This is a genomic window from Brenneria nigrifluens DSM 30175 = ATCC 13028 (assembly GCF_005484965.1).
Classification (GTDB): domain Bacteria; phylum Pseudomonadota; class Gammaproteobacteria; order Enterobacterales; family Enterobacteriaceae; genus Brenneria; species Brenneria nigrifluens.
In genome coordinates this window covers 2750599-2764034 of sequence record NZ_CP034036.1, presented here as the reverse complement: position 1 = coordinate 2764034, position 13436 = coordinate 2750599, and the positions used below count along the sequence as shown (strand labels likewise).

9 protein-coding genes are annotated in these 13436 nt (G+C 55.4%); 5 read left to right on the top strand and 4 right to left on the bottom strand.

Annotated elements, in window-relative coordinates:
- The first annotated feature begins 3 nt into the window (after positions 1-3).
- A complete protein-coding gene (locus tag EH206_RS12975) occupies positions 4-1572 on the top strand; it encodes a hydantoinase/oxoprolinase N-terminal domain-containing protein (protein WP_009113225.1) in 1569 nt (522 codons plus the stop codon).
- Positions 1573-1617: 45 nt separating this feature from the next.
- Here EH206_RS12975 and pflA read toward each other — a convergent pair whose 3' ends face one another.
- From pflA to ycaO, 4 genes are all read right to left on the bottom strand, one after another.
- On the bottom strand, positions 1618-2358 hold the full coding sequence (pflA, locus tag EH206_RS12970) for a pyruvate formate lyase 1-activating protein (RefSeq protein ID WP_009113224.1): 741 nt from the start codon (positions 2356-2358) through the stop codon (positions 1618-1620).
- A gap of 266 nt (positions 2359-2624) precedes the next feature.
- Complete coding sequence (gene pflB / locus EH206_RS12965; RefSeq protein ID WP_009113223.1) at positions 2625-4910, bottom strand: formate C-acetyltransferase; 2286 nt, start codon at positions 4908-4910, stop codon at positions 2625-2627.
- A 58-nt stretch (positions 4911-4968) separates the two neighbouring features.
- Positions 4969-5826 (bottom strand): formate transporter FocA, encoded by an 858-nt coding sequence (gene focA / locus EH206_RS12960; protein ID WP_009113222.1) that lies wholly within the window; start codon positions 5824-5826, stop codon positions 4969-4971.
- A 445-nt stretch (positions 5827-6271) separates the two neighbouring features.
- Entirely contained in the window at positions 6272-8035 is a 1764-nt protein-coding gene (gene ycaO, locus EH206_RS12955; RefSeq protein WP_009113221.1) for a 30S ribosomal protein S12 methylthiotransferase accessory factor YcaO, read from the bottom strand.
- 247 nt (positions 8036-8282) lie between these two features.
- Between ycaO and serC the strand changes: the two genes are divergently transcribed.
- The 4 genes from serC (at position 8283) to rpsA (ending at position 13424) form a co-directional block, all read left to right on the top strand.
- Positions 8283-9368 carry a 3-phosphoserine/phosphohydroxythreonine transaminase gene (gene serC, locus EH206_RS12950; RefSeq protein ID WP_009113220.1) on the top strand — a complete coding sequence of 362 codons (1086 nt, stop codon included), beginning with the start codon at positions 8283-8285 and terminating at the stop codon, positions 9366-9368.
- Positions 9369-9482: 114 nt separating this feature from the next.
- Positions 9483-10772 (top strand): 3-phosphoshikimate 1-carboxyvinyltransferase, encoded by a 1290-nt coding sequence (gene aroA, locus EH206_RS12945; RefSeq protein ID WP_009113218.1) that lies wholly within the window; start codon positions 9483-9485, stop codon positions 10770-10772.
- Between the two features lie 183 nt (positions 10773-10955).
- Positions 10956-11642 (top strand): (d)CMP kinase, encoded by a 687-nt coding sequence (cmk, locus tag EH206_RS12940; protein WP_009113217.1) that lies wholly within the window; start codon positions 10956-10958, stop codon positions 11640-11642.
- 108 nt (positions 11643-11750) lie between these two features.
- Positions 11751-13424, top strand: a complete 1674-nt coding sequence (gene rpsA, locus EH206_RS12935; protein ID WP_040343910.1) for a 30S ribosomal protein S1 — start codon at positions 11751-11753, stop codon at positions 13422-13424.
- Positions 13425-13436 lie beyond the last annotated feature (12 nt).

The following is a 13436-nucleotide window of genomic DNA, read 5'->3' as shown; positions in this document are numbered from 1 at the left end:
GCCATGTCTGGGAAAAATGATTACCGCCTCGGCATTGACGTCGGCGGCACCAACACCGACGCCGCCATTCTGGATGCGGACCTTCGGTGCATCGCCACCGCCAAGTTCCCCACCAGCGATGATATCTGCAGCGGTATTGTACGGGTTATCGCCCGGGTGCTGGCGCTGTCCGGCGTTCGTCCGCGGGATATTCGTTATGCCATGCTTGGCACCACGCAATGCACCAATGCCATCGTCGAGCGAAAAGGGCTGAACCGGGTGGGGCTGCTAAGACTTAGCTTACCCAGCAGCGACGGCGTTCCTCCGCTGTTTGACTGGAGTGATGAGTGGCATCAAACTCTCGGTCCGCATTTCTATCAGCTTCATGGCGGCTATGAGTTCGACGGCAAAGAAATTCATGGCGTTATTTTTGACGAGGTGATGGCCGCCTGTGAAAAAATGCGCGGGGAGGTCGATAGCGTCGCCGTTTGCGGGGTGTTCTCTCCGGTGAACGCCGCCCAGGAACTGAGGGTCGCCGACTGGATAGGCGCCGCCCTGCCGGATGTTTCTCTGTCGCTGTCCCATCGAATCGGCAATATCGGCCTGCTGGAAAGAGAAAACGCCACTATTCTCAACGCCGCGCTACAGCGCACCGCCCGGAGTTTTGTCGATGGTTTTATCCAGGCGCTGTCCCATTATGGCATCAAGGCCACGCCCTTTTTCGGTCAAAACGACGGTACGCTGATGTCTGAAAGCACGGTCAAGCAGTATCCCATCCTGACGATGGCCTGCGGCCCGACCAACTCTATTCGCGGCGCCTGTCACCTGTCGGGGCTGGACAATGCCTTGATCATTGATGTCGGCGGCACCACCACGGATATCGGCGTACTGGTGAATGGCTTTCCGCGGGAGTCGGCCATTGCGGTGGAAGTGGGGGACATCCGCACCAACTTCAGAATGCCGGATATTGTTTCCATCGGCATCGGCGGCGGCACCTGCGTGCGTCAGGATAGCGCCGGCAATATCACTCTGGGCCCCGATAGCGTGGGCTACCGTCTGTTACAGCAGGGGCTGAGCTTTGGCGGCGACACCTTGACCTTAAGCGACGTGGCGATGCAACTGGATGCCGGCCGCTGGCCCGCGGAGCTTACCGCGGCGCTGCCGGTGCTGGATGCGGCGCTTTGCCGGCGGGCGTACCGGGAAATGATTCAGCGGGTCGAAGACGCCATTGACCGTATGAAATCATCTGCCGGCAGCGTTGCGGCCGTCTTGGTCGGCGGGGGAAGCATTCTGCTGCCGGATACCTTGTCCGGCATCAGCCGGGTGATCCGTCCGCACAACTTTGATGCCGCCAATGCCGTCGGCGTCGCCCTGGGGCTGGTGGGGACCCAGATCGATAAGGTGGTTAAAATGTCGGAAGGCGACCGCGACCGCATAAGGTTGGAGCTACAGCGGCAAACCGTCGCGCTGGCGGTGCAGACGGGCGCGCTGCCGGGCAGCGTGGCGATCATTGATTATCAGGAGATCCCGCTGGCTTACTTGCCGGGAAACGCGGTGCAGGTGAAGATAAAAGCGGCGGGGCGGCTGGCGTAACGGCCGCCCGTAAGTATGCCGGGACTTGCGGCGCCGCCGGCGGAATCAGTACATCACTTTATGGCCGTAGCCTTCAAGAATGGACTTCACGCGATCCATGGTCTCCGCTTTTGGCGGTTTCACGCCGTCCAGTTTGTATTCTTCGCCCATGGCTATCCACTTATGCTTACCGAGTTCGTGATAGGGAAGCAGTTCGATTTTTTCGATATTCGACATGTCTTTGGTGAACTCGCCGAGCAAATGCGCGGATTTATCATCGTCGGACCAGCCGGGAACCACCACGTAGCGTATCCAGGTGCGCTGGTTGCGTTTGGCCAGATAGCGGGCAAAGTCGAGCGTGCGATGATTGGATACGCCGACCAGGTTCTGGTGTACGTCATCATTTATCTGCTTCAGATCGAGCATCACCAGATCGCTCACGTCCAGCAGTTCATCAATCACCGGATCGTAACGGCGCACAAATCCGTTGGTATCAAGACAGGTATTGATGCCTTCCTGATGACAGGCGCGGAACCAGTCGCGTACGAATTCGGCCTGTAAAATCGCTTCTCCGCCCGAGGCGGTGACGCCGCCGCCGGAGGCGTTCATAAAATGGCGGTAGGTCACCACTTCCTTCATCAACTCTTCCACCATAATTTCCTTACCGCCGTGCGTGTCCCAGGTATCTCGATTGTGGCAGTACAGGCAGCGCATCAGACAGCCTTGAAAAAAAACGATAAAGCGAATCCCCGGACCGTCGACGGTTCCGCAGGATTCGAAAGAGTGGATGCGACCGATTACTGACATTGCGAGGTTTTCTCCAGGTTTGACCGAACAATAGCGGTCTTTATAAGCGCAGTCATAAGAAAACGGGCGGAATACCTGTCAACTATCGGTGACAGCGCACACCACCCGGCCGATGCTGCGTCGAATCTGTTTTGCCAGCCATCCACGGCGATATGGCGGGCTGGCAAAACAGGTTTACTCTCAGGTTAGCACTCCGCGTTGGCGTGAGAAAAAGGCCCCACTCAAGTGGAGCCTTTATTTTACGCTTTTTCAGACAGTCAGGGAAATCAGATCGACTGGGTGAAAGTACGGGTGATGACATCCTGCTGTTGTTCTTTGGTCAGTGAGTTGAAACGCACTGCATAGCCGGATACGCGAATGGTCAACTGCGGATATTTTTCCGGGTTTTCCATGGCGTCAAGCAGCATTTCGCGATTCATCACGTTGACGTTCAGATGCTGGCCGCCTTCAATGCTGGCCGCTTCATGGTGGAAGTAACCATCCATCAGGCCGGCAAGGTTGGCTTTACGCACGTCGTCATCTTTACCCAGCGCATTCGGAACGATGGAGAAAGTATAGGAAATACCGTCTTTGGCGTAGGCGAACGGCAGTTTCGCCACCGAGGTCAGCGAGGCCACGGCGCCTTTCTGGTCGCGTCCGTGCATCGGGTTGGCGCCCGGTCCGAACGGCGCGCCGGCGCGGCGACCGTCAGGCGTATTACCGGTTTTCTTACCGTATACCACGTTGGAGGTGATGGTCAGAACCGACTGGGTCGGCGTGGCGCCGCGATAGGTATTCAGCCGCTGAATTTTCTTCATAAAGCGTTCAACCAGGTCGCAGGCCAGTTCATCGACGCGCGGGTCGTTGTTGCCGAACTGCGGATATTCGCCTTCGATATCAAAGTCGACGGCCAGACCGTCTTCGTCACGGATGGGTTTGACCTTGGCGTATTTGATGGCGGACAGGGAGTCGGCGGCAACCGACAGACCGGCGATACCGCAGGCCATGGTACGATAAACGTCGCGATCGTGCAGCGCCATCAGCGACGCTTCGTAGCTGTACTTATCATGCATGTAGTGAATGATGTTCAGCGCGGTGACGTACTGTTTGGCCAGCCAGTCCATGAAGTGATCCATACGCTCCATCACTTCGTCGAAGCCCAGGTATTCGCTCTTGATCGGAGCGGATTTCGGACCCACCTGCATCTTCATTTTTTCATCCACGCCGCCGTTGATGGCATACAGCATGGTTTTCGCCAGGTTGGCGCGCGCGCCGAAGAACTGCATTTGCTTACCAACCACCATCGGGCTGACGCAACAGGCGATGGCATAGTCATCGTTGTTGAAGTCAGGACGCATCAGGTCGTCGTTTTCATACTGCAGGGAAGAGGTATCGATGGATACTTTCGCGGCGTATTTCTTGAAGTTCAGCGGCAGTCTTTCGGACCACAGAATGGTCATGTTCGGTTCCGGCGACGGCCCCATGGTGTACAGGGTGTTCAGGAAACGGAAGCTGTTTTTGGTAACCAGCGTACGTCCGTCAAGACCCATGCCCGCCAGGGATTCGGTTGCCCAGATCGGGTCGCCGGAGAACAGTTCATCATATTCCGGCGTACGCAGGAAACGAACCATACGCAGCTTCATCACCAGATGGTCGACCAGCTCCTGCGCTTCTTCTTCGGTGATTTTACCGGCCTGCAGATCGCGTTCGAAGTAGATATCCAGGAAGGTGGATACGCGACCGAAGGACATCGCGGCGCCGTTCTGCGATTTAACCGCGGCCAGGTAGCCGAAGTAGGTCCACTGTACCGCTTCCTGCGCATTGGTGGCGGGACCGGAAATATCGCAGCCGTATTTGGCGGCCATTTCCTTGATCTGGCCCAGCGCACGATGCTGTTCGGCGATCTCTTCGCGCAGACGGATGGTCGCTTCCAGGTCTTCGCCGTTTTCCAGTTTGGATTGCAGAGAAGAGAACTGGGCGAACTTGTCTTTCATCAGGTAATCGATACCGTACAGCGCCACGCGGCGATAGTCGCCGATGATGCGGCCGCGGCCGTAGGCGTCGGGCAGACCGGTCAGCACGCCTGATTTACGACAGCGCAGAATGTCAGGGGTATAAACATCGAAAACACCCTGGTTATGCGTTTTACGGTATTCGGTGAAGATTTTTTTCAGCTGCGGATCCAGCTGGCGATCGTATGCCTGGCAGGAGCTTTCAATCATCTTGATGCCGCCGAACGGAATAAGCGCGCGTTTCAGCGGAGCTTCGGTTTGCAGACCGACGATTTTTTCCTGGCTTTTATTGATGTAGCCGGCATCGTGGGAGGTGATGGTCGCTGCCACGGTGGTATCGAAATCAACCGGCGCATGGGTGCGGTTTTCCAGTTTGACGCCTTCCATGACTTTATCCCACAGCGCGGTGGTCGCTTGGGTCGCGCCGGCCAGGAAAGATTCGTCGCCTTCATACGGCGTGTAGTTTTTCTGAATGAAGTCACGAACGTTGACTCCATCCTGCCATTCACCTTTGCTAAAACCCTGCCATGCGCTGGCCAATTTTTCATTCAGATCGGTCATTTTACACCTACCTTTGATATGGATTTTTTTAAAACCCGACGTTGCGGCTGATTGCACCCTAGTGCTGGTCTCCGCCGCGCAAATAAATTACCCAATATGTTAAACCCACCAGTAAGCCTCCACCAATGATATTCCCTATCGTGACAGGGATCAGATTGCTTGTGATGAAATGACTAACGGTTAAGTGTTCAAATTGAGAGGGCGCCATTTCTATTGCCTGCCAGAATTCGGGGGCGGCAAAATTTTTGATTACGATCCCCATCGGAACCATAAACATATTGGCGATACTGTGTTCAAAACCGCTGGCGACAAACATGGCGACCGGTAAAATCATCGCAAACATCTTGTCCGTCAGGGTTCGGCCGGAATAACTCATCCACACGGCCAGGCATACCATCAGGTTTGCCAGAATTCCCAGGCACAATGCTTCAATAAAAGTGTGCTCAAGTTTGTGATTGGCGGTTTGCAGAACGTTGAGTCCCCATGCGCCGTTGGCGACCGTATGCTCGCCGGAAAACCAAATCAGCGCCACAAAGAGCAGAGCGCCAAGCAGGTTGCCGATATAGACATTGACCCAATTACAGGCTAGTTGTTTCCAGGTGATACGTCCACTGGCCTTGGCGATGACAGTCAGCACGGTGGAGGTAAATAAATCCGCGCCGCAAACCACCACCAGCATTAACCCCAGCGAGAAACAGATACCGCCAATCAGCTTGGATATACCAAAGGGGATCGTCGCTGTGCCGGTGGTAGAGGTAATATAAAAAACAAATGCAATCGAGATAAAGACACCCGCGGTGATCGCCAGATAAAACGTGGTCCACGGCTGTTTTGTTGCTTTATAGACACCGGCATCTTCGGCGACTTTCGCCATCGCGGCCGGTAATAGTAGAGTAAAGGGGTTGTCAGCTTTCACACTAACTCTCTCTTAAAATTTATCAGCGTCGAGATACTAGCAAAGCAGTATAAAGCAAAATTTGATGTGGATCATATTGCGCGAAACTAGTACTCGCACAGACCGCGGAAAACTCCTTTGTTTTTTGATTATCTAATTGATTTTAATATAGAAAAAATATTTTAAACTTTACAAAAAGATTTGAATTTGCCGACCTTAGCCCCCCGATTAGGCGTTAATGATTATCATGCTTTGTATAATTTAGGGGCGCTATTTATGATGAAATTTAATTTAAAATTCACTGGTTCGTAACACTTCCCTTTTTAGACGGTTGCGTTAAGGTAAATATTGCTTTTCGAATAACGGTACCCCCGCGGATTTAAGGAGTACCGGTGTGTTATGCCGAAAACAGACTATCGCCACTTTATGCCGGCAGGGACGCAACTCTATTACTGCGCCGCCGGCATTAATTGACTTGCCGGTAACGGCTTTTCGCCCGTTGCAATTTCTCATACGCCGCCAGCAGCGAGCGATGCGCCGGCAAGGCGGCGAATGCGTCATCAATGGTAAACAGCCCGTGGAAACTCTGTTCGCCGGCGATGGCAGCACCGGCCGCGTCCACGGTTTCTCGTCCGTACATGCTGACGAAAGCGTGGTAATAGTCGGCGGGATTGCGTTGCGGCTCCAGCGCCAGCTGCAACAGCGTTTGCAGGCAGCGATAGTAATTGGCGCGCGGCGCGGGGAAGACCGAACCGTTGAAATCCTGCGTCCATTCCGCCCAGATTAAGGCCTGTTCCAGATCGCCGCCGGCCAAGGCCAGCATCGATTTCAACTCGCCGATACGCAACGTGAACCAGGCGTTATCCTTACCGGTGGCGATACCCAGCAGTTCGCGTACCCGGGTGAAGTCGTCAAAGCCTTCGTCGTCCAACTGCTGCAACAGGGCGAGATAATCCGCTTTTTCCCAGCGGCTGTCCGGCAACGCCAGCAGCGTATCGCGCAGATGCGCGCCCATGGCGTTATTGGCCAGCAGCAGATCGTCGGCGGGATAAATATCCGACATGCCGGGAACCAGAATGCGGCAGGCGTAAACCGACAGGTGCTGGTAGTCCGCGATATACACGTCCTTATCCTCCCGCTGGAAAATCGCCATCAGCGTGGCGAACTCCTCTTCCGTGGTGCCGCTGAAACTCCAGTCGACAAACGGATAGTCGGCCTGATTCTTAAACATATCCCAGGAGATCAAACCGCTGGAGTCGATAAAATGGGTCTCCAGATTGGCATGCTCGGCGACTTCGTCGAGGTCAAAGGTCGGCGGGGTGAAAACGTCCAAATCTTTCAGCCCGCGCCCTTGCAGCAGTTCGGTCACCGTGCGCTCCAGCGCCACGCCAAAATCGGGATGCGCGCCAAAAGAGGCGAAACAGGTTCCGTTCGCCGGATTAAACAGCACCACGCAGATAACCGGGTATTGACCGCCGAGGGAAGCGTCGTAGGCGAAGATCGGGAAGCCCTCTTTTTCCAGCGTGGCAATGGCTTCAACCACGCCCGGATAGCGGTTTAACACCGCCTGGGGAATGGCCGGCAGGCTGATTGACTGCGCGATAATGCGGTTTTTAATACTGCGTTCGAACACTTCGGATAATCCCTGCACGCGGGCCTCGCTGGCGGTATTGCCGGCGGACATGCCGTTGGATACGTACAGGTTGCCGATGATGTTCATCGGGATGTAGACCTTTTGCAGATCGCGCTGGCGGATAAACGGCAGCGCGCAGATCCCCCGCCCGGCGTTGCCGGATTGCAGGTCGATCAGATCGCTGGCGCCGAGCGCCTGCTCAGGATCGTAGAATTCGCGCAGGCGCGCATCCAGAATGCCCTCCGGCAGGGTATTATCCGGCGTAATGGCGAACCATTTTTCATCGGGATAGTGCACGAATTCGCTCTGGGCAATGGTTTTGCCGAGGTAAAAATCGGCAAAAAAATAGTTTGTCGACAGGCGTTCGAAATATTCGCCCAGCGCCGAAGCCAGCGCGGCTTTCTTGCTGGCGCCTTTACCATTGGTGAAGCAGAGCGGACAATCACGATCGCGAATGTGCACCGACCAGACGTGAGGCACCGGGTTGAGCCATGAGGCCTCTTCGATGTCGAACCCCAGATCCTGGAGCTGTTGCTGAAAACGGGCGATGGAGTCTTCCAGGGCGGCGTCTTTGCCTGGGATAAAGGTTTGGCTCATAGTTTTACTTATGCAGGTGGGATCGGGACGGGCATGATACGGGCTTTTGACCGCGGACTCTATTTATTCTTAACAGCTCGATAACATGGGATGCGGACACCGCCGCCGAGGCTGCGTTTTGGACGGCAACGCGCAATAAGCATTGCAGCCACGGTTGACGAGTGATAAAACCGATGGCAGGTAAAACAGTGTGTTTTAAACCATTGTGATAAAATCATCGTTATTTTTTAAGATGTGGTGAGGGGAAATGACTCAGGTTTTTAATTTTAGCGCCGGTCCAGCCATGCTGCCGGTCGAGGTGTTACGTCGTGCCGAACAGGAACTATGCAACTGGCATGGCCTGGGGACATCGGTAATGGAAATCAGCCATCGCAGTAAAGAATTTATGCAGGTTTCGGCTGAATCCGAGCAGGATCTGCGCGATTTACTGAAAATCCCTTCCAACTATAAAGTGCTTTTCTGCCACGGCGGCGCCCGGGCGCAGTTCGCGGCGGTGCCGCTCAATCTGCTGGGCGAAAAAACGCAGGCCGACTATATCGACGGCGGCTATTGGGCGCTCAGCGCGGTTAAAGAAGCGGAAAAATACTGCTCCCCGAACGTGGTGGATGTAAAAACGCGCGCGGACGGTCTGCGCAGCGTGAAGCCGATGAGCGAGTGGGTGTTGTCCGACGAGTCCGCTTTCGTGCACTACTGCCCGAATGAAACCATAGACGGGATTGCCATCGAAGAGACCCCCGATTTCGGTGACAAAACCGTGGTGGCCGACTTTTCTTCCAGTATTTTATCCCGCCCTATCGACGTCAGCCGCTATGGCGTGATCTATGCCGGCGCGCAGAAAAACATCGGCCCGGCCGGGCTGACGCTGGTTATTGTGCGCGATGATTTGCTGGGCAAGGCGCGTCGCGAACTGCCTTCCATTCTCGATTACAAGATTCTGGCCGACAACGATTCGATGTTTAACACTCCGCCGACCTTTGCCTGGTATCTTTCCGGCATGGTGTTCAAGTGGCTGAAAGAGCAGGGCGGTCTACTGGAAATGGAAAAACGCAACCAGGATAAAGCCGACTGGCTTTACGGGGCGATTGATAACAGCGATTTTTACAGCAACGACGTGGCCGCGGCTAATCGTTCCCGCATGAACGTGCCTTTCCTGTTGGCGAATGCCGAACTGGACAAGGTTTTTCTGCAAGAAGCTCAGGCCGCCGGTCTCCACTCGCTTAAAGGACACCGCGCCGTGGGTGGTATGCGCGCCTCCATCTATAACGCCATGCCGCTGGCGGGCGTCAAGGCGCTGACGGAATTTATGGCGGATTTTGAGCGCCGCCACGGGTAATGCAAGGCGTACCGCTTCAGTCATTCCCGCCGCGCATGAATGACGGGTTCGACGATCTGAAAACCCCGGTGCTTGCCGGGGTTTCTGTGTTCACGTTTGGAGAATAAGTTTCACATGCAGCAATCCCTGACCCTACCGCCGGTTAAATTGATTAACGGCACCATTAACCTCCCTGGATCAAAAAGCGTCTCGAACCGGGCGCTCCTGCTGGCGGCCTTATCCGCCGGGACGACGCGGTTGACTAACCTGCTGGACAGCGATGACGTTCGCCATATGCTTAATGCGCTACAGACGCTGGGGGTGAGTTATCAACTCTCCTCCAGCCGCACCCAGTGCGAAATCGTCGGGGTAGGCGGCGCGTTGCGGGCGCGGAAACCGCTCGAACTGTTTCTGGGAAATGCGGGAACCGCCATGCGCCCGCTGGCCGCGGCGCTATGTTTGACCGACGGCGACATCGTTCTGACGGGGGAGCCGCGGATGAAAGAGCGTCCCATCGGTCATCTGGTTGACTCCCTGCGCCAGGGCGGCGCGAAGGTGGATTACCTGGAGCAGGAAAACTACCCGCCCTTGCGCCTGCACGGCGGGTTTCAGGGGGGCGACATCAGCGTTGACGGCAGCGTATCCAGCCAGTTTCTGACCGCGCTGCTGATGGCGGCGCCTTTGGCGGCGCAGGATACCCGTATCCGCATTCAGGGCGATCTGGTTTCCAAACCCTATATCGATATCACCTTGAATATGATGAAAACCTTCGGTATCGCGGTGCGTAACGAGAATTATCAGCGGTTTTACGTTTCAGGCGGTCAGCAATACCGCTCTCCGGGGGATTATTTGGTGGAGGGTGATGCGTCGTCGGCGTCCTATTTCCTGGCGGCGGGGGCCATCAGAGGAGGCACGGTGCGGGTTACCGGCGTCGGGCGCGCCAGCGTGCAGGGCGATATCCGCTTTGCCGACGTATTGGAGAAGATGGGGGCGAAAATCCGCTGGGGCGATGACTACATCGAATGCCGGCGCGGCGAACTCCGGGCGATAGATATGGACATGAACCATATTCCCGATGCCGCCATGACCATCGCCACCACCGCGCTGTTCGCCGCCGGCGGAACCACCACGCTGCGCAATATTTATAACTGGCGGGTAAAAGAGACCGATCGCCTGGCCGCCATGGCGATTGAGTTGCGTAAAGTCGGCGCGCAGGTGGAGGAGGGTGAGGATTATATTCGTATCACGCCCCCGGCAAAGCTGAAAGCCGCCGAAATCGAAACCTATAACGACCATCGGATGGCGATGTGCTTTTCCCTGGTGGCCCTGTCGGATACGCCGGTCACCATTCTCGACCCGAAATGCACCGCCAAAACCTTCCCTGACTATTTCGACCAGTTGGCGAGCTTAAGCGAACCGGCATAACGGCTTCGAGGGTAAGGCGGGGCTGAACCCCGCCTTACCCATCGGCAACAGCGCCGGCCCGCTATCAGGCGCCGTCTTATTTTTCCCGTCGATATAACCTTTCTCGCCATTGATGCGTATAATAAAGCACCGTAATGTCTAAAAACGACATCAACGGGATTTCCCAGTGTAAAGGAGAGAAAGATGGCGGTGACTGCACCGGTGATTACGGTTGACGGACCGAGTGGCGCAGGCAAAGGTACGTTGTGCAAAGCGCTGGCAGAAGCTTTACAGTGGAACCTGCTGGATTCGGGAGCGATTTATCGCGTTCTGGCGCTGGCGGCCTTACATCATCAGGTGGATATCCATTCAGAAGAAGCGCTGGTTCCTCTGGCCTCTCATCTGGATGTGCGTTTTATCTCTGAAGACGGGCAACTGAAAGTGGTTTTGGAAGGCGAGGACGTCAGTAACGAGATCCGCGCTGAAGAGGTCGGCAATACGGCGTCGCAGGCCGCGGCTTTCCCCCGGGTTCGCGAAGCGTTATTGCGCCGGCAGCGCGCGTTTCGCGAGGCGCCGGGGCTGATCGCCGACGGTCGTGATATGGGAACCGTGGTGTTTCCCGATGCGCCGGTGAAGATTTTCCTTGATGCCAGCGCGGAGGAACGCGCCCAGCGACGTATGCTACAGTTGCAGGCGAAGGGCTTTAGTGTTAACTTTGAACGTCTTTTATCCGAGATAAGGGAGCGCGACGATCGCGACCGTAATCGGCCCGTTGCGCCGCTGGTGCCGGCGGCAGATGCGCTGGTGCTGGATTCAACGGCGATGACGATCGACGAAGTGATTGCGCGAGCGCTGGCCTATGCCCGCGAAATTCTGGCCAAGCACGCTTAAAAATGAATTTTTACCTCGCTGTAAGGATGCACAGCGGGGCATGTTAAACAACCCCATCGAGCAGGATGCCGGATGGACGTTAAATTGAAGACTCCTAAGATTATCAACATGACTGAATCTTTTGCTCAACTCTTTGAAGAATCCCTGAAAGAAATCGAAACCCGTCCCGGTTCCATCGTGCGCGGCGTTGTGGTTGCCATTGATAAAGACGTGGTACTGGTTGACGCCGGACTGAAATCTGAATCCGCCATTCCGGTGGAGCAGTTCAAAAACGCTCAGGGCGAACTGGAAATTCAGGTTGGCGATGAAGTAGACGTAGCGCTGGATGCCGTTGAAGACGGCTTCGGTGAAACGCTGCTGTCTCGTGAGAAAGCCAAACGTCATGAAGCATGGCTGACGCTGGAAAAAGCTTACGAAGAAGCGGCGACCGTTACCGGCGTTATCAACGGTAAAGTGAAGGGCGGTTTCACCGTTGAGCTGAACGGCATTCGCGCGTTCCTGCCGGGTTCGCTGGTAGACGTGCGTCCGGTTCGCGACACGCTGCATCTGGAAGGCAAAGAGCTTGAGTTCAAAGTTATCAAGCTGGATCAGAAACGCAACAACGTTGTGGTTTCTCGCCGTGCGGTTATCGAATCCGAAAACAGCGCCGAACGCGATCAACTGCTGGAAAACCTGCAGGAAGGCATGGAAGTCAAAGGTATCGTCAAGAACCTTACCGACTACGGTGCGTTCGTTGATCTGGGCGGCGTCGACGGCCTGCTGCATATCACCGATATGGCTTGGAAACGCGTTAAACATCCGAGCGAAATCGTCAATGTGGGCGACGAAATCACCGTTAAGGTGCTGAAATTCGACCGCGAGCGTACTCGTGTTTCCCTGGGCCTGAAACAGCTGGGCGAAGATCCATGGGTGGCTATCGCCAAGCGTTATCCGGAAAGCACCCGCCTGACCGGCCGCGTAACCAATCTGACCGACTACGGCTGCTTCGTTGAAATCGAAGAGGGCGTTGAAGGTCTGGTTCACGTTTCCGAAATGGATTGGACCAACAAAAACATCCATCCGTCCAAAGTGGTCAACGTTGGCGACGTAGTGGAAGTAATGGTTCTGGATATCGACGAAGAACGTCGCCGTATCTCCCTGGGTCTGAAACAGTGCAAAGCCAATCCGTGGCAGCAGTTTGCCGAAACCCACAACAAGGGCGACCGCGTTGAAGGCAAGATCAAATCCATCACTGATTTCGGTATCTTTATCGGTCTGGATGGCGGCATCGACGGTCTGGTTCACCTGTCTGACATCTCCTGGAACGTGGCCGGCGAAGAAGCCGTGCGCGAATACAAGAAAGGCGATGAAATCGCCGCTGTCGTATTGCAGGTTGACGCCGAGCGTGAACGTATCTCCCTGGGCGTGAAACAACTGGCTGAAGACCCGTTCAATAACTACCTGTCTGTAAACAAGAAAGGCGCTATTGTTACTGGTAAAGTCACCGCGGTTGACGCCAAAGGTGCTACAGTTGAATTAGCGGACGGCGTGGAAGGTTACCTGCGCGCTTCCGAAGCTTCTCGCGACCGCATTGAAGACGCCACCCTGGTATTGAACGTTGGCGACAGCGTTGAAGCCAAATACACCGGCGTTGATCGTAAAAACCGCGTGGTCAGCCTGTCCGTTCGTGCCAAGGACGAAGCCGACGAGAAAGATGCTATCGCGACTGTTAACAACAAACAGGAAGAAAGCAACTTCTCCAGCGCCATGGCTGAAGCGTTCAAAGCAGCGAAAGGCGAGTAATCGGGTAAAAAA